17 protein-coding genes are annotated in these 16,240 nt (G+C 72.8%); 14 read left to right on the top strand and 3 right to left on the bottom strand.

The window, feature by feature from the left end; all coding sequences use genetic code 11:
- Window positions 1-121: 121 nt before the first annotated feature.
- The 6 genes from alr to tsaD are packed head-to-tail and all read left to right on the top strand — an operon-like array spanning window position 122 to window position 5,212.
- Entirely contained in the window at window positions 122-1,285 is a 1,164-nt protein-coding gene (alr, locus tag LG278_RS06400; RefSeq protein ID WP_404393557.1) for an alanine racemase, read from the top strand.
- Window positions 1,282-2,532, top strand: a complete 1,251-nt coding sequence (locus LG278_RS06405) for an alpha/beta fold hydrolase (protein ID WP_404392058.1) — start codon at window positions 1,282-1,284, stop codon at window positions 2,530-2,532. The genes alr and LG278_RS06405 overlap by 4 nt, the downstream gene beginning before the upstream one ends.
- Window positions 2,522-2,989 carry a tRNA (adenosine(37)-N6)-threonylcarbamoyltransferase complex ATPase subunit type 1 TsaE gene (gene tsaE, locus LG278_RS06410; RefSeq protein ID WP_404392060.1) on the top strand — a complete coding sequence of 156 codons (468 nt, stop codon included), beginning with the start codon at window positions 2,522-2,524 and terminating at the stop codon, window positions 2,987-2,989. The genes LG278_RS06405 and tsaE overlap by 11 nt, the downstream gene beginning before the upstream one ends.
- 5 nt (window positions 2,990-2,994) lie before the next feature.
- Window positions 2,995-3,708 (top strand): tRNA (adenosine(37)-N6)-threonylcarbamoyltransferase complex dimerization subunit type 1 TsaB, encoded by a 714-nt coding sequence (tsaB, locus tag LG278_RS06415; RefSeq protein WP_404392062.1) that lies wholly within the window; start codon window positions 2,995-2,997, stop codon window positions 3,706-3,708.
- Window positions 3,705-4,169 carry a ribosomal protein S18-alanine N-acetyltransferase gene (rimI, locus tag LG278_RS06420; RefSeq protein ID WP_404392064.1) on the top strand — a complete coding sequence of 155 codons (465 nt, stop codon included), beginning with the start codon at window positions 3,705-3,707 and terminating at the stop codon, window positions 4,167-4,169. The genes tsaB and rimI overlap by 4 nt, the downstream gene beginning before the upstream one ends.
- Window positions 4,166-5,212, top strand: a complete 1,047-nt coding sequence (gene tsaD, locus LG278_RS06425) for a tRNA (adenosine(37)-N6)-threonylcarbamoyltransferase complex transferase subunit TsaD (RefSeq protein ID WP_404392066.1) — start codon at window positions 4,166-4,168, stop codon at window positions 5,210-5,212. The genes rimI and tsaD overlap by 4 nt, the downstream gene beginning before the upstream one ends.
- Before the next feature lie 445 nt (window positions 5,213-5,657).
- Here tsaD and LG278_RS06430 read toward each other — a convergent pair whose 3' ends face one another.
- The gene (locus LG278_RS06430) at window positions 5,658-6,956 is read right to left on the bottom strand and encodes a glycoside hydrolase family 3 N-terminal domain-containing protein (RefSeq protein WP_404392068.1); all 1,299 of its coding nucleotides are present in this window, start codon (window positions 6,954-6,956) and stop codon (window positions 5,658-5,660) included.
- Between the two features lie 81 nt (window positions 6,957-7,037).
- Here LG278_RS06430 and LG278_RS06435 point away from each other — a divergent pair, with 81 nt between their 5' ends.
- Genes LG278_RS06435 through LG278_RS06450 form a run of 4 tightly spaced genes read left to right on the top strand, consistent with a single transcriptional unit; the run spans window position 7,038 to window position 9,832 of the window.
- Entirely contained in the window at window positions 7,038-8,042 is a 1,005-nt protein-coding gene (locus LG278_RS06435) for a nucleoside hydrolase (RefSeq protein ID WP_404392070.1), read from the top strand.
- Window positions 8,042-8,872, top strand: a complete 831-nt coding sequence (locus LG278_RS06440) for a PfkB family carbohydrate kinase (protein WP_404392072.1) — start codon at window positions 8,042-8,044, stop codon at window positions 8,870-8,872. Before LG278_RS06435 ends, LG278_RS06440 begins: the two co-directional genes overlap by 1 nt.
- A gap of 49 nt (window positions 8,873-8,921) precedes the next feature.
- A complete protein-coding gene (locus LG278_RS06445; protein WP_404392074.1) occupies window positions 8,922-9,251 on the top strand; it encodes a metalloregulator ArsR/SmtB family transcription factor in 330 nt (109 codons plus the stop codon).
- Window positions 9,248-9,832, top strand: coding sequence for an SRPBCC family protein (locus LG278_RS06450; RefSeq protein ID WP_404392076.1), 585 nt, complete (start codon window positions 9,248-9,250; stop codon window positions 9,830-9,832). The genes LG278_RS06445 and LG278_RS06450 overlap by 4 nt, the downstream gene beginning before the upstream one ends.
- Here LG278_RS06450 and LG278_RS06455 read toward each other — a convergent pair.
- Complete coding sequence (locus LG278_RS06455) at window positions 9,819-11,066, bottom strand: class I SAM-dependent methyltransferase (protein WP_404392077.1); 1,248 nt, start codon at window positions 11,064-11,066, stop codon at window positions 9,819-9,821. The two genes, LG278_RS06450 and LG278_RS06455, sit on opposite strands and share 14 nt — an antisense overlap.
- Window positions 11,067-11,349: 283 nt before the next feature.
- Here LG278_RS06455 and groES point away from each other — a divergent pair, with 283 nt between their 5' ends.
- Entirely contained in the window at window positions 11,350-11,646 is a 297-nt protein-coding gene (gene groES / locus LG278_RS06460) for a co-chaperone GroES (protein ID WP_404392078.1), read from the top strand.
- Between the two features lie 126 nt (window positions 11,647-11,772).
- Entirely contained in the window at window positions 11,773-13,392 is a 1,620-nt protein-coding gene (gene groL, locus LG278_RS06465; RefSeq protein ID WP_404392079.1) for a chaperonin GroEL, read from the top strand.
- A 200-nt stretch (window positions 13,393-13,592) separates the two neighbouring features.
- Here groL and LG278_RS06470 read toward each other — a convergent pair whose 3' ends face one another.
- Window positions 13,593-13,895 (bottom strand): WhiB family transcriptional regulator, encoded by a 303-nt coding sequence (locus LG278_RS06470; protein ID WP_404392081.1) that lies wholly within the window; start codon window positions 13,893-13,895, stop codon window positions 13,593-13,595.
- 353 nt (window positions 13,896-14,248) lie between these two features.
- Between LG278_RS06470 and LG278_RS06475 the strand changes: the two genes are divergently transcribed.
- Both LG278_RS06475 and LG278_RS06480 read left to right on the top strand, forming a co-directional pair.
- Window positions 14,249-14,827, top strand: a complete 579-nt coding sequence (locus LG278_RS06475; RefSeq protein WP_404392082.1) for a sigma-70 family RNA polymerase sigma factor — start codon at window positions 14,249-14,251, stop codon at window positions 14,825-14,827.
- Window positions 14,824-16,188 (top strand): hypothetical protein, encoded by a 1,365-nt coding sequence (locus tag LG278_RS06480; RefSeq protein WP_404392084.1) that lies wholly within the window; start codon window positions 14,824-14,826, stop codon window positions 16,186-16,188. The genes LG278_RS06475 and LG278_RS06480 overlap by 4 nt, the downstream gene beginning before the upstream one ends.
- Window positions 16,189-16,240: the final 52 nt, after the last annotated feature.

Raw genomic sequence — 16,240 nt, forward strand, 5'->3', positions numbered from 1 at the left:
GCGTACCGCGGCACGAGCACCCCTCCGGAACTGCGAGAATTGATCCGTGAACGACCCTGCCCCGACCCGTCCGTCTGAGCACCCCGGTGCCTCGGCGCCGGTGCTCGACCCCACCCCCGACCTGTCGGGAGCAGGCGCGGGGGACCCCACCCACGGCCTCACCGTGTGGGCCGAGATCGACCACGCAGCGATCGCCCACAACGTGCGCGTGCTGCGTGAGCGCGCGCCCGGCTCGCAGTTCATGGCGGTCGTCAAGGCCGACGCCTACGGCCACGGGCTGCTGCCCGTCGCGCGCACGGCGGTCGCTGCCGGTGCCACGTGGCTCGGGGTCGCGCAGTTCGGCGAGGCCTTCGCCCTGCGCGACGCGGGAGTGACGACTCCCCTGCTGACGTGGCTCTCGGTGCCGGGGGCCGACTTCGTCGGGGCCGTGCGCCGCGACATCGACCTGTCGGTGTCGGCGCCGTGGGTGCTCGACGAGATCGCGGCCGCGGCCCGCGCCGAGGGACGCACTGCCCGCGTGCACCTCAAGGTCGACACCGGGCTGGGGCGCGGCGGAGCCTTCGGCGCCGCGTGGGACGACCTCGTGCGCCACGTCCGGCCGCTCGAGGCCGAGGGCGCCGTGCAGGTCGTCGGCATCTGGCAGCACTTCGCCCACGCCGACGCGCCCGAGCACCCGACGGTCCTCGCCCAGCAGGAGCGCTTCTTCGAGGCCGTCGCCATCGCCGAGCGGGCCGGCTGCCGCCCCGAGCTGCGCCACCTGGCCAACAGCGCCGCGACGCTGGTGCACCCCTCCGCCCACGCCGACCTCGTGCGCCCGGGCATCGCGATGTACGGCCTGACGCCCGTGCCGCAGGTCGACGACGACTTCGGCCTGCGTCCCGCGATGACCGTGCGCTCCCGACTCGCCCTCGTCAAACGGCTACCGGCGGGTCAGGGCATCAGCTACGGCCACGCCTACGTGACCGACACCGACACCGTCGTCGGGCTCGTGCCCGCGGGGTATGCCGACGGCATCCCCCGCGCGGCCACCAACGTCGGCCCCCTGCTCGTCGACGGCCGCCGCACGACCGTCGCCGGGCGGGTCTGCATGGACCAGCTCGTCGTCGACCTCGGCCCCGCCTCGGAGGTGGAGGCGGGCGAGGTCGTCACGCTCTTCGGAGGGGCCGACGGCGAGCCGACAGCGCAGGACTGGGCCGACGCGACCGACACCATCAGCTACGAGATCGTCACCCGACTCGGACCGCGCGTGCCGCGGATCCACCTCGGTGCAGAGGACCAAGCATGACCCCCAGCCCCCGTCGCAACCCCGTCCTCGGCATCGCGGCCGCCACGCTCGGCGTGGCCGCCGGTGTCGCTGCCGGCATCGCGGCCGACCGCGCCGGCAAGCACCGCGCGGCCATGGCCGCCCTCGAGACGCCCGAGCTGCTCGACATCGTGCCCGATGAGGAGCACGTCGTGATCACGGCCGACGGCGTCGCGCTGCACTGCGAGGTCGACGTGCCCGACCCGCAGGCGGCAGCCGCCGCGGCCGAGGGTGCCACGCGCCGGGGCCGCCCCGAGGAGCTGCCGACGATCGTGCTGACGCACGGCTACTGCCTCAGCCTGCGGTGCTGGGTCTACCAGCGGCGCGCGCTCAAGGCAGCCGGCTACCGCGTCGTCAGCTGGGACCAGCGCGGGCACGGCCAGTCGGGCCGAGGCGGGCGCGACAGCTACACGATCGAGCGCCTCGGCGAGGACCTCCGCTCGGTCATCGACCAACTCGCTCCGACCGGCGACCTCATCCTCGTCGGCCACTCGATGGGCGGCATGACGATGCTCGCGCTCGGCGAGCAGCACCCCGCGCTCATCGTCGAGCGGGTCTCCGGCGCCGCCTTCGTCGCGACGAGCGCCGGGGGTCAGAGCCTGGCCAACGGCGGTCGGGTCGCGACGTTGGGCCGCCACGCGCTCGACCGGCTGGGCCCGCCCGTGCTCGGCCCGCTGAGCACCCGTCCCGAGCTCTTCGGGCGGATCCGCCGGATGGGGCGCGACGTCGAGGACTTCCTCGTCGAGCAGAACTCCTTCGCCTCGCCGGTGCCGCGCTCGGTCGTGCGCTACACCGCCGACATCCTGCTCGGCACGCCGCTCGACGTCATCAACGACTACCTGCACTCCTTCGACGGCTTCGACAAGCGTCCGGCGCTGTCGGAGTTCCGGCACTCGCTCGTGCTCGTCTTCAACGGACGAGAGGACATCCTCACCCCGCCCTCGCACAGCGAGCTCATCGTCGAGGGCATCCCCGGTGCGGAGCACATCGTCGTCAACGACGCGGGGCACGTCATCATGCTCGAGCACCCCGACCTGCTCAACGCCCACCTCGTGCAGCTCATCGACCAGGCCTCGCGGGCCCGGGCCGAGCGCATCGACCTCTCGCACCAGCCCCGCGTGCGCCGCGTCGTGACCGACGTCGCCAAGGGCCGCCGCCAGCGCCGCCTCGAGCGCGAGGCGGAGGCACTGCTGCGCAGCCAACGCGGGGACGCCTCCCGTGGAGCGTGACTTCCGCTGGCCCACGCTGGAGGACACGCAGCAGTTCGGTCGTGCGCTCGGCGGGCTGCTGCGCGGTGGTGACCTCGTCGTGCTCACCGGCGACCTCGGCGCCGGCAAGACGACGCTGACGCAGTCGATCGCTGAGGGCCTCGGCGTGCGCGGCCCGATCACGTCACCCACCTTCGTCATCTCCCGGGTGCACCCCTCGCTCGTCGGCGGCCCGGCGCTCGTGCACGTCGACGCCTACCGCCTCGGCAGCGCGGTCGAGCTCGACGACCTCGACCTCGACGCCGACCTCGACGCGAGTGTCGTCATCGTCGAGTGGGGCGCGGGGCTCGCCGAGCAGCTGAGCGACACCCGCCTCGAGCTGACCATCTCCGGCGACGTCGAGCGCAGCGTCCACGCGGTGGCCGTCGGCCCGCGCTTCGAGCACGTGCTGGCCGAGCTCTCGCCTTGGGTAGCCTGACCGACGTGCTCCTCCTCGCGATCGACACCTCGACGACGGCGATCACGACGGCCCTGCACGACGGGTCGTCTGTCGTCGCAGAGGTGACGACCCTCGACGCCCGCGCGCACGCCGAGCACCTCGCGCCCGGCGTGCGTGACGCGCTGGCGCAGGCCGGCGCCTCGCCCACCGAGGTCACCGACGTCGTCGTCGGCATCGGGCCCGGGCCCTTCACCGGCCTGCGGGTCGGCATCGTCACGGGCCGCACCTTCGCCTTCGCGCTCGGGCTGCCCGTGCGCGGGCTCACGAGCCTCGACGCCCTGGCGCACGAGGCCTGGCTCGGGGGTCGCCGTGGTGACCTCCTCGTCGCCACCGACGCCCGCCGCAAGGAGGTGTATGCCGCCGCCTACGTCCTCGACGACAGCGCGGCCACGCGGGTGGCCGGGCCCGTTGTGTCGCGTGCGGCCGATCTCGACGCCGACCTCACGGCTCTTCCGGCTGCGGGTCGGGGCGCGCTGCTCTCCCCCGACAGCCTCCCCGACGCGGTGGAGCCCCTCGACGTCAGCGCGGGAGCGTTGGCAGACCTGGCCGTGCGCAGGCTGGCGCACGCACCCGCCCAGCCGGACGGCATACGGCAGCACGTCGACCCCGGTCACGGCTTCGACGGGCTCGAGCCGCTCTATCTCCGTCGCCCCGATGCTGCACCCGCGCCGCCCAGCACGAAGTCGACGCTGGGGTGAGTGACGTGACCTTGCGCGAGCTCGAGTGGAGCGACCTGACGACCCTCGCGGCCCTGGAGCAGCAGCTCTTCGCCGACGACGCGTGGTCGGAGCAGACGTGGTGGGCCGAGCTCGCCGGGCGCCCCCGCCGCGACTACGTCGTGGCGATCGCAGACGGCTCCGTCGTCGGGTATGCCGGTCTCGACGTTACGGGTGACGTGGCCGATGTGATGACGGTGGCGACCGCACCGACCCAGCAGCGCAAGGGAATCGGCCGCCTGCTGCTCGACCACCTCGTGCGTCGCGCTGCGGCGCACGGCTGCGAGGCGCTCCTGCTCGAAGTGCGGGCCGACAACGATGCTGCGCGAAATCTCTATGAACGCAACGGTTTTGAGGTCATCTCCGTGCGCCGCCGCTACTACCAGCCCGGCGACGTCGACGCGCTCGTCATGCGCCGGTTGCTGACGGAGGGAGACCGATGAGCGACCAGCCGCTGGTGCTCGGCATCGAGACGTCGTGCGACGAGACCGGTGTCGGCATCGTCCACGGCGAGACGTTGCTCGTCGACACGATCGCGAGCAGCGTCGAGGAGCATGCACGCTTCGGCGGCGTCGTGCCCGAGGTCGCGAGCCGTGCGCACCTCGAGGCCATGGTGCCGACCATCGAGCGCGCCTGCCGCGAGGCCGGTGTCGCGTTGCGCGACCTCGACGCGATCGCGGTCACGTCGGGCCCCGGGCTGGCGGGAGCGCTCCTCGTCGGCGTCGCCTCGGCCAAGGCGCTCGCGGTCGCCCTCGACAAGCCGATCTACGGCGTCAACCACCTCGCCTCGCACGTCGCGGTCGACATCGTCGAGCACGGCCCGCTGCCCGAGCCGACGATGGCGATGCTCGTCTCCGGTGGGCACTCGTCGTTGCTGCTCGTGCCCGACGTCACCCACGACGTGCGCTCACTCGGCGCGACGATGGACGACGCGGCCGGCGAGGCGTTCGACAAGGTCGCCCGCGTGCTGGGTCTGCCCTTCCCCGGCGGTCCGCACATCGATCGCGCTGCGCGAGAAGGAAATCGGATCGCGATCGACTTCCCTCGTGGGCTGACGACCGGCCGTGACCTGGAGCGGCACCGCTTCGACTTCTCGTTCTCGGGGCTCAAGACCGCGGTTGCCCGCTGGGTCGAGACGCGGCAGCGAGCGGGTGAGAGCGTGCCGGTCGCGGACGTCGCTGCGTCGTTCCAGGAGGCCGTCGTCGACGTGCTGACCCGCAAGGCGCTGCTCGCCTGCAAGGAGCACGACGTCGACCACCTGCTCATCGGCGGCGGGGTGGCGGCGAACTCGCGGCTGCGGGCCCTGGCCCAGGAGCGGTGCGACAAGGCCGGCGTGACGCTCCGCGTGCCGCGGCCGGCGCTCTGCACCGACAACGGGGCGATGGTGGCGGCGCTCGGGGCGCAGATGGTGGCGAAGGGGCGCGACCCGAGCGACCTGGGGCTGCCGACCGACTCGTCGATGCCCGTCACGCTCGTCCAAGCCTGAGGCCGACAACCGTCGAGTGCCCACATCCCGACGCCCCACACCGTCGAGTGCTCAGTTCCCGACGCGCACACAAGGTCGAGTGCTCAGTTCCCGACGCCCACGGAGGGAGTTTCGCCGCTGGCTGGGTGCGTTCGGACGCCTACCGGCGGTCGCGGCGTGGAGCGTCGGCGCCGGTTCCAGCGTTCGTCAGCTGCCGTATGCCGTGGGCGCCGCCGATGCCGCTCCCCACCGGCAGCCGACCGCCCGCCTTCTCACAGTCGAGTGGGCAGTTTCCACCGGCTCGGCTCGGCACAGGGACCGCCACGAATTCGCGGCAGCCGTGTCGTGAGCGTGGCCGCATGCGCGGGTGGCTGCCCGTGGCGGTCCGTCGGCCCGGGTGGTGGTGTGTCAGAAAGTGAGCACTCGACTCTGTGGGGGTGCCGGGCAGGGGGCACACGACGGCGGGTCAGGGGCAGGTGGCGAGCTTCATGCGGAGCTTGAGGTCGACGACGCGGGTGGCGGCGGCCTCGACCTTGGCGGCGAAGGCGGGGTCGTCGGCCATCTCGTCCGTGAGGGCGTCGTGCATCGTCGGGATCGTCGACGGCGGCGCGCTCAGCACGATGTCGCCACCGGCGTCGACGAAGCGAGTGGCCCGCTCGCCCACGGGCACCGCCGAGACGGCCTTGGCGGCGCCGACGTCGTCGGTGATGACGACGCCCTGCCAGCCGAGCCGCTCGCGAAGCAGGTCGGTGACGATCGGCTTCGAGAATGAGGCATTGGTGTCCGGGTCGAGCTTCGGATAGATCGCCGAGCTGACCATGACGAGCTCGACGTCGGCGTCGATGCCGGCCTGGAACGGCTCGAGGTAGGGGTCGTCGACGGTGGTGCGCGAGTCGGTGATGCCGCGGGCGGTGACATCGGTGTTGCCGACGATGCGCCCGATGCCGGGGAAGTGCTTGATGGTGCTCGCGACCCCGCCCGCGCGCATGCCGGCGATGAAGGCGGGCACCATCGTCGCGACCCGCTCGGGGTCACTGGAGAACTGGCGGCCGTACTGCCCGATCGGGCCGTTGCCCGTGCCGAGGGAGGCCGGCACGGTGTCGGCCACGGGGGCGAGGTTGACGTTGATGCCGGCCCGGGCGAGCTGACGCCCCCAGCGGGTCGCGTCGGCCTCGAGGTCGGCGGCGCTGCCCCGACCCTGCACGCGCGCCGACGGGATGGTGCTGAAGCCGTCACCCTTCAGCTGTTGCACGGCGCCACCCTCCTGGTCGGCGGCGATGAGCAGGCCGAGGCCCGCCGTCGCCTCCGGCGAGGCCAGCCCCTCGAGGTGGCTCGTCGTCGTGCTGACCGCCGCGGTGCCCTCGCCCCAGCCGCCGAGCAGGATGACGCCGCCGAGGTGCCGGCGCGCCACGAGACGGTCGAGACTCGAGCGCGACGCGCCGTCGTCGAGGCCGACCATGAGCAGCTGCCCGGCCCGCTCGTCCGCGTCGAGGCCCTCGACGATCTCGGTCGCACACGACGATGGCGACGTGGGTTGCGCCGTCGTGGCGTCAGGCGTCGCGGTGGCGGTGGCCGAGGGGGTGTCGGGGCTGGTGGGCGGCGCGCTGGAGGTGACCACGCTCGAGGGATTGGACGGGCTGGTCGCCGCGCCTGCTGCACCCGTCGCCCCACCGTCGGTCGCGCTGCCCGTCGAGCACGCCGCGACGAGCGACGTCAGGACGAGGGCGACGGGCAGGGTGGCACGGGACGGCATACGGCTGGGCACCGCACGACCCTAACCGGTGAGGCGCGCCCCACCCGACCCGCGGCCCATGCCCCAGCGGCGCCGAAACGGTAGTTTGCCGAGGTGACGAGCCCCGCCCACACCTCCCGTCCCGTCCCGATCGTGCTCGACGTCGACACGGGCGTCGACGACGCCTGCGCCCTGCTGCTCGCCGCGCTGCACCCCGACCTCGACCTGCGCGCGGTGTCGTGCGTCGGCGGCAACGCCCCGGTCGACGATGTCGTGCGCAACACGCTCGTCGCGCTCCAGGCCGCCGGTCGCACCGACGTGCCGGTGGCCCGGGGAGCCTCCCGGCCCCTGCTCGAGCACCCCGTCGATGCGCGCCACGTGCACGGCGACGACGGCATGGGCGACCTCGGCTGGCCGGCTCCGGAGGCCCGCCCCGACCCTCGCCATGCCGTCGAGCTGCTGCGTGACGTATGCCGTGAGGCCGCAGCCGAGGGACGTGCGGTCACGCTCGTCCCCCTGGCCCCGCTCACCAACATCGCCCTCCTCCTGCGCACGTATCCCGAAGCAGCAGAAGGGATCTCGGAGATCGTCTTCATGGCCGGCGCGGCCGACGTCGGCAATGCGACAGCGTCCGCCGAGTTCAACGTCTTCCACGACCCCGAGGCCGCCGCGATCGCGCTCGACGCGGCCGCCGACCTCGGCATCCCGGTGACGATGTATGGGCTGGAGGTTTTCTACAAGCCTGTCGTCACTCGCGAGGAGGCCGCCGAGCTCGTCGCGGTCGGCGGCCGTGGGGCGGCCGAGCTCGGGGGACTGCTCCTGCAGTTCCAGCACGAGCGCTTCCAGCGCGACGCCTCCACGATCGGCGACGCCGGTGCCGTGTGCGCGGTCATCGACCGGGCGTCGCTGGCGACCACGATGCTGCCGGTGCGCGTCGAGCTGGCGGGCACGTGGTCACGCGGGCGCACCATCGTCGACCGCCGCGACTGGTCCGGGGACATGAAGCACGACCCGCACGGCGAGGCACCGGTGCGGGTGCACGTGGCGCTCGGGGTCGACGGCGACGCCTACTCCCGACTGTGGCGCGAGACCCTCCTCGGCGCGGCGGGGGAGTCCTGATGGGCAGGGTCGCCGTGCTCGGCTCGCTCAACGTCGACGTCGTGACGCTCGTGGAGCGCCACCCCCGGCCCGGAGAGACCGTGCTCGGCCGACCCGGCGGGCGCTTCGCCGGCGGGAAGGGCGGCAACCAGGCCGCCGCAGCCGCGCGCGCCGGGGCCGCGGTGCAGATGCTCGCGCGACTCGGTGCCGACGAGGCAGGCGCCGCCTACCGCTCGCGGCTCGCCGGACTCGGCATCGACGGTGCGGCCGTCGCCACGAGCAGCGCGGCGCCCACCGGCACCGCCCTCATCACCGTGGACGACCACGGCGAGAACTCGATCATCGTCATCGCCGGCGCGAACGGCGAGCGGGACCCCGCTCTCGTGGCGGCGGCCGGGCGCCTCGGTCCGGGCGACGTGCTCCTGTGCTCGCTCGAGGTGCACCTCGAGACTCTCGCGTGGGCCGCGCGCGCCGCCAGTGACGCGGGTGCCCGTGTCGTCATCAACCTCGCCCCGTATGCCGCCCTGCCGCCCGACGTCATCGCGCTCGCCGACCCGGTCGTCGTGAACGAGTCGGAGATGGCCCTGCTCGCCGACTCCGACCTCGTGCCCGAGTCGCTGCTCGTCACCTTCGGAGCAGCCGGGGCCCGGTGGGGCCTCGCGGGGGTGGACGGCGCGCCCGTGCCGCCCGAGGAGATCGGCGACACGGTCGGAGCGGGCGACGCCTTCTGCGGGGCGCTGGCGGCTGCACTCGCATCCGGCGCCGATCAGCAGACGGCTCTCGAGGCCGGCAACGCCGCCGGGGCGCAGGCGGTGCGGTGGAGCGGCGCCCAGCCCGACGCGTCTCTCTGACACCTTGCTTACCTTGCGGGTTACGTAACCATAGAGTTACGCTAAAGAGGTGAGCGGAGCATTCGAGGCCCTGGCCGATCCGACGCGGCGCACCATCGTCGAGCGGCTGGCGCACGAGCCGATGACGGCCGGCCAGATCGCCGACCTCTTCGACCTCGCCCGCCCGGGCGTCTCGCGCCACCTCCGGGTGCTGCGCGAGGCCGGGCTCGTCGAGGCCGAGGCGGTGGCGCAGCGGCGGGTCTACCGGCTGGCGCCCACCGCCCTCGACGACGTCGAGCAGTGGTGCCGCTCGGTCCGCTCCTTCTGGGACCAGCGCCTCGACGCCCTCGAGACCGAGATCGCCCGCGGCTCGCGGGCCGACCGAAAGGCATGCCAGTGACCACCCCCACCGAACTTCTCGGCCGCATCGCCGACCCGACCGACTCCAGTGATGGCGGCACGCGCGTCGTCACCTTCGACCGGCTCTATCGCACGAGCGTGGCCGACCTGTGGGAGGCCTGCACCGACCCCGACCGCCTGGCGCGGTGGTTTGCGCCGGTGAGCGGGGACCTCGAGGAGGGCGGCACCTTCGTGATCCACTTCGACGACGACGACACGCCGCGGTGCCGCGTCACGGCGTGCACGGCCCCGACGGGCTTCACTTGGGAGTGGCCGCAGGCCGACGCGGTGTCGGTCGTGACCGTCGAGGTCGCGCAGGACCCCGCCGGCGCGCGCCTGCGGCTGCGGCACACGGGGATCAGGCCCACGCAGGCCACCGGGTATGCCGCTGGGTGGGACACCTACGTCCGTCGCCTCGAGGCGTGGCTGAGCGGCGTCGCCCTTCCCGACTGGGACGAGACGTGGGGAGCGTTGCACGCCCTCTACGCCGCGGATGGTGGTGCGGGAGGTGCGGCCACCGGCGCGGACGGCGCGGGTGGTGGCGCGGACGGCGAGACCGGGGCTGCCGCTAGGCGGGGGTGACGACGAGGGCGACCTGGCCGCCACCGACGCGGGTCAGCACGAGGGTCGCCTCGGAGCCACCCTTGCCCCGACCGGTCATCTTCAGCTGCCGTCGCAGCACGTCGGCGTCGAGGGTGACGCCACGCTTCTTGATCGTGACGCGGTCATACCCCTGGTCGCGCAGCCACCGGGCGAGCCGCTTCGTCGACAGGGGCATCGCCTCGACGATGCGATAGCGCCTGGCCCACGGCAGCTCGTGCGCGCCGGCAGCGGTGACGTAGCCGACTCCGGTGGCGAGCTCGGCCCCGTCGACGGCCGCCACGAGCGCGCCGGTCAGGCCCGCCCGGATGACCGCGCGGTCGGGCTCGTAGAGCCACTCGCCGAGGTCGTGCACGGAGGTCAGCCCCGGGTGGTCGGCCCCGGGTGCGGCGTCGGCCTGCGTCACGACGGTCGTCGACGAGGCCGTGCACACCGCGGCCGTGCGTCCCACGGTCGTGACGAGCGGTCCCCACCACACGGCGCACTCGAGCACCTCGCCGTGCCACGACGTCCACTGCGCCTCGGCGCCGGCGGGCACGGCCCCGTGCGGCATCGAGGGGGAGAGCTTGGCGCCGGTGGCCGGCACCTGCCGGGCGACCTGCTGCACGTGGTCCCACGAGGGCGAGATCGCATCGAGGGAGAAGACCCGCTTCGTGCGACCGCGGGCGTCGGCGACACCGCTGACCCGCCGGGCGGGGTCGAGCCAGGCGCCGACCCGGGAGCCGCCGGCCACCGCGGCGGCCGACAGGTCGATGTCCTCGGCGCGGGCGCACACCGCCGTCGAGGCGGGCCAGTGGCGCAGGTTGACGGCCGCGACCCGGGCCGTCGCGGGGTCGGCGTCGACCGCGTGCACCGCGATCTCGAGCGAGCTGAGCGCCATGGCGTCGGAGCCCAGCCCACACCCGAGGTCGTGCACGACGGAGACGTCGGCGGCGGCATACCGCTGCGCGTGGCGGGCGGCGATCGGCAGCCGCGTGGCCTGCTCGAGCGCGTCGGGGGTGAAGAGCATGCCGGCCGCGAAGTCGCCGAACTTCTCGACCGCCCTCGCCCGCAGCCGCGACTGCGTCATGGCGCCCGCCACGAGCTCGGCGTCGAAGCCGGCGCCGCGCAGGCTCTCCTGCAGCGAGAGGGAGGTCGCCTCGTCATAGGGCGGGAGGGCCGACAGCAGTGCCCAGCCCTCACCTCGGGAGAGGCGGTCGACCAGCGCGGCGTCCATGACCGCCATCCTCGCACCCGGCCGGGAATCGGCCCCGCGGGCGGACCGGGGGTCGTCCGAGGGTGCTCGCGGGCGCAGGCCGATCACGGCCGCGCGACACGAATTCTGGCACTCGACTTGACCGAGTGCTAACGCCTGCCTAGATTTTGACCTGTTGGCACTCTCACCCCGAAAGTGCCAGCTCCCTCTCCGAGGGCGGTCGACCCCCGCGACGGCGACCAGCCTCGAAGAGCCACCGTTCGTATGTCCTTTATCGAGAAGTCCCGAAGGGTAGGTCACCACCGTGTCGGTTTCCATCAAGCCGCTCGAAGACCGCATCGTCGTCAAGTCCCTCGAGGCCGAGCAGACCACCGCGTCCGGCCTCGTCATCCCGGACACCGCCAAGGAGAAGCCCCAGGAGGGCGAGGTCCTGGCCGTCGGTCCCGGCCGTTGGAACGAGGACGGCGACGAGCGCGTCCCGCTCGACATCCAGGTCGGCGACAAGGTCATCTACAGCAAGTACGGCGGCACCGAGGTCAAGTACGGCGGCGAGGAGTACCTCATCCTCTCCGCCCGTGACGTGCTCGCCATCGTCGGCTGAGCACCACTCATCCGCTGTATGCCGTGAACGCACCCCGGTGAGCCCCTCGGGGTCTCCCCGGGGTGCGTTCGGTTTCACACCCCAGATCCACTCAGCCGCAACGCAATCCGAGCCTGAAGGAACACCATGGCCAAAATGCTGGAGTTTGACGACTCTGCCCGCAAGTCCCTCGAGCGCGGTGTCGACGCCCTCGCCAACGCCGTCAAGGTGACGCTCGGCCCGAAGGGCCGCAACGTCGTCATCGACAAGAAGTGGGGCGCGCCCACGATCACCAACGACGGCGTGACCATCGCCCGTGAGATCGAGCTCGAGGACCCCTACGAGAACCTCGGCGCCCAGCTCGCCAAGGAGGTCGCGACCAAGACCAACGACGTCGCCGGTGACGGCACGACGACCGCGACCGTGCTCGCCCAGGCCATGGTCAAGGAAGGCCTGCGCAACGTTGCCGCCGGTGCCGCCCCCGCCGCGCTCAAGCGCGGCATGGACAAGGCCGTGACCGCCGTCAACGACGAGCTGCTGCGCAACGCCCGTGAGCTCGAGGGCAAGGACGAGATCGCTTCGGTCGCGACCCTCTCGGCCCAGGACTCCACCCTCGGCACTCTCATCGGCGAGGCCTTCGACAAGGTCGGCAAGGACGGCGTCATCACCGTCGAGGAGTCCTCGACGACCGCCACGGAGCTCGAGTTCACCGAGGGCATGCAGTTCGACAAGGGCTACCTGTCGGCCTACTTCGTCACCGACACCGAGCGCATGGAGACCGTCCTCGAGGACGCCTACATCCTCATCAACCAGGGCAAGGTCTCGGCCGTCGCCGAGGTGCTGCCGGTCCTCGAGAAGGTCGTGCAGTCGGGCAAGCCGCTGCTCATCATCGCCGAGGACGTCGACGGCGAGGCCCTCTCGACGCTCGTCGTCAACAAGATCCGCGGCACCTTCAACGTCGCCGCGGTCAAGGCGCCGGGCTTCGGCGACCGCCGCAAGGCCATGCTCCAGGACCTCGCCATCCTCACCGGTGGCCAGGTCATCGCACCCGAGGTCGGGCTCAGCCTCGACCAGGCCGACCTGACCGTGCTCGGCCAGGCCCGCCGCGTCGTCATCACCAAGGACGACACGACGATCATCGACGGCAGCGGCGAGGAGTCCGAGGTCTCCGGCCGCGTGCACCAGATCAAGGCCGAGATCGAGCGCACCGACTCCGACTGGGACCGTGAGAAGCTCCAGGAGCGCCTCGCCAAGCTCGCCGGCGGCGTCTGCGTCATCAAGGTCGGCGCGCACACCGAGGTCGAGCTCAAGGAGAAGAAGCACCGCATCGAGGACGCGATCTCGGCCACCCGCGCCGCGATCGAGGAGGGCATCGTCGCCGGTGGCGGCACCGCCCTCATCCACGCCGCGGTCGTCATCGACGGCCTCGGTCTCGAGGGCGACGAGGCGACGGGTGCGGCGATCGTCCGCAAGGCCGTTGCCGAGCCGCTGCGCTGGATCGCCGAGAACGCCGGCCTGCAGGGCTACGTCGTCACCTCCAAGGTGGCCGAGCTGCCCCTCGGCCAGGGCCTCAACGCCGCCACCGGTGAGTACGGCGACCTCATGGCCGCCGGCGTCATCGACCCGGTCAAGGTGACCCGCTCGGCCCTGCGCAACGCGGAGTCGATCGCCTCGATGATCCTCACGACCGACACCCTCGTCGTCGAGAAGCCCGAGAACGAGGAGCCCGCGGCCGCCGGTGGCCACGGGCACGGCCACGGTCACTGAGACCCGGCCATCCGGCATACGGCGACCGGCTGCGTGAGCAGCCCCGCCGCCTAATGCCTCCTGAGGCACGAGAAGCACAAGAAGCACGAGAGTCACGAGAAGCACGGCGAGGGCCGCTCCCGATGGGAGCGGCCCTCGCTGCGTCTCGACCGGCGCAGACCCCGTCGTGTGCGCGGCCGAGAGCTAGGGGGCTGGCCTCGTCAGGAGGCCGCCTGGATGGAGCCCGTCAGGGGCCCGTCGTAGAGGGTCTCGCGCTCGGCCTCGGTGAGGCCGCCCCAGACGCCGTAGGGCTCGCGCACCTCGAGCGCGTGTGATCGGCACTCGAGCATGACGGGGCAGTCGGAGCACACGGCCTTGGCCTGGGCGTCGCGGTTGCGGCGGCGCGGGCCGCGCTCGCCCTCGGGGTGGAAGAAGACCTCGGGGCTGACGCCACGGCAGGCGCCGTCGAGCTGCCAGTCCCACAGGTCGGCTACGGGTCCGGGGAGGCGGGTGATCTCTGCCATCAAACTCGACTTTCGCTCGGGCGGTGTCGGTGCCGCCTGTCGTCCGGTGACCCCACCGCCCTGCTGGGGTGAGGCCGCGAATCGACGCTAACCGGGCACCCGATCACGGATAAAGAGCGGAATCTTCAAGACTTGTTCAAGATTCGCCATGTGGATGGCATGCTCACGGGAGGGACGTCTCGATCCACGAAACTCCCAGTTGTGCCGACGAGGCCCTAGCATGGGCTCGCTTTTGACAGGCGTCACCGGAGATGCGACCCATCGCCGCGTGACACGAGGAGTTCGGGGGAAGAACTCACATGGGTCTGGCTTGGTCTTCGCGCGCCGGCGTAACGACCGGTGCCCTCGAGGCGATGGAACGGGTGGACGCACCCGCATCGCTTCGTGAGCTGGCGGCTGCCGCCGCGCGCGACACCCAGGCGCGCGACGTGCTGCTGGCCCGCGTCAGGGACATGGCCCTGAAGTACGCGCGTGTCCGCCTCGGTCGCTTCGGCGCCGAGGACACGGCCCAAGACGTCGCGCAGGAGGTGTGCATGGCTGTGATGACGGCCCTGCCGACCTACGAGGAGCGCGGCCTGCCCTTCGAGGCCTTCGTCTACACGATCACCGCGCGCAAGCTCGCCGACGCGCAGCGCGCTGCGATGCGCGGTCCCGTGCCCGTCTGCGACGTCCCCGACGAGGTCGACGACGCGCCGGGCCCCGAGTCGACGGCCGTCATGCGCGACGAGGCGGCGACCGCGCTCAGCCTCATGCAGCAGCTGCCGGTGCAGCAGCGCGAGATCCTCACCCTGCGCGTCGCCGTCGGACTCTCCACCGAGGAGACGGCCGCGGCTCTCGGCATGTCGCCGGGCGCGATCCGGGTCGCCCAGCACCGAGCGCTGGCCAAGCTGCGGACGATGCTCGCCGAGTCCAGCCGAGGGGGTGTGGCATGAACGACCCGATCCCGCTCGACGACCTCATCGCCGACGACCTCCTGCTTGATCAGCTCGCCGGTCGCCAGGCCGCCGGCGACGAGCCCGTGGCGGCGCTGCTGTGTGCCGTGGCCGCTCACGCCGACACGCCGCTGACCGGCCGCGCGCGGCGTCGTCGGGCTCACGGCCGGCGCCTCTTCGCCGCCTTCGCCATCATCACCGTGGGCGCGTCGGGCGCCGGGGTCGCGGCAGCCGTCACCCTGCCCCACTACCTTCCCGGTGCGGCCGAGCGCGCCCGCATCGAGCGGGCCATGGACGCGAACGCCGCCAGCGATCGCCCGAGTGCCCTGCTCACGCGCCTCGGCATCCCCGCGGCCGCCGAGGCGGCGCTCGGCGCCGACCGGGGGCTCGTCCTCGTGCGACGCGCCGACGGCCAGATCGTGCTCGTGCCCGCCGCGGCCGTCGCCCGGCCCGGTGAGATCAGCGGCGCCTCCGCAGCGCTGGCAGCCGGAGGCAGTCTCGCCGGACTCACCGGCACGCCGCAGGTGCCCGGCGGTCTGGGCAAGGGCACCGACGACGGCAACGCCTACGCGTACGGCCACGACAAGGGCGCCGCGCTGGGCTCCCCGACCGTGGGCGCGGGTGTCGGCTCCTCAGGCTCCACCGGCTCATCCACAGCCGTGGGTGCGCAGCCGAGCACCGACGACGACGACAAGACCGTGACCAGCGGCAAGAAGCCGGTCTCCGGCAACAACGGCAAGACCGGCAAGGGCCAGGACAAGGTCAAGACCACCGCAGTGACCCCACCCACGACGACCGTGCCGACGCCGGCCCCGACACCCACGACGACGACCTCCCCGACCGAGTCGGCGGCGCTCGTGGCACCCGGCTCGAGCCAGGCCGGCACGACGTCGAGGAAGTCGGCCCGCTCGACCCAGAGCGAGAGCCCGGCACCGTCGGAGGCATCGCGGGGCGCAAGCCGGGCTGACTCGTCGGCCCAGACGTCTCCCTCATCCCCGTCGAGCCAGCCCGCGACGGCTGGCCAGCCGTCGCGCTCGGCGCAGACCGGTCGTCCTGCGCCTGCGTCCCCAGCCCCCGCCAAGGCCAAGGAGCCTGCCGCGTCAGCCACATCCGACGAGGCGGACGAGTCGCACGAGGCCACGGAGACCGGCGAGCCGTCTGAGTCGTCTGAGTCTTCGGAGTCGTCGGATGCTCGAGACACGCGACCCGTTGCGGGCTCGGCCGTCGGTGGCGCGGCGGCCTCGTCGCGGCCGAACGCCGCGGACAGCGCACCGGCCGGCCAGGCGGCAGGACAGGCATCCAGCGAGTCGGCCGGGCAGGCATCCGGCGAGGCGGCTACCGCTGCCGCCCGACGTCCCTGACCCACTCCGCCCAGCCCGGTCAGGGGCCCGCTCGCGGGCCCGTAGACTTGGG

Source organism: Humibacillus xanthopallidus (genome assembly GCF_044793955.1).
GTDB classification, from domain to species: Bacteria; Actinomycetota; Actinomycetes; order Actinomycetales; family Dermatophilaceae; genus Humibacillus; species Humibacillus xanthopallidus_C.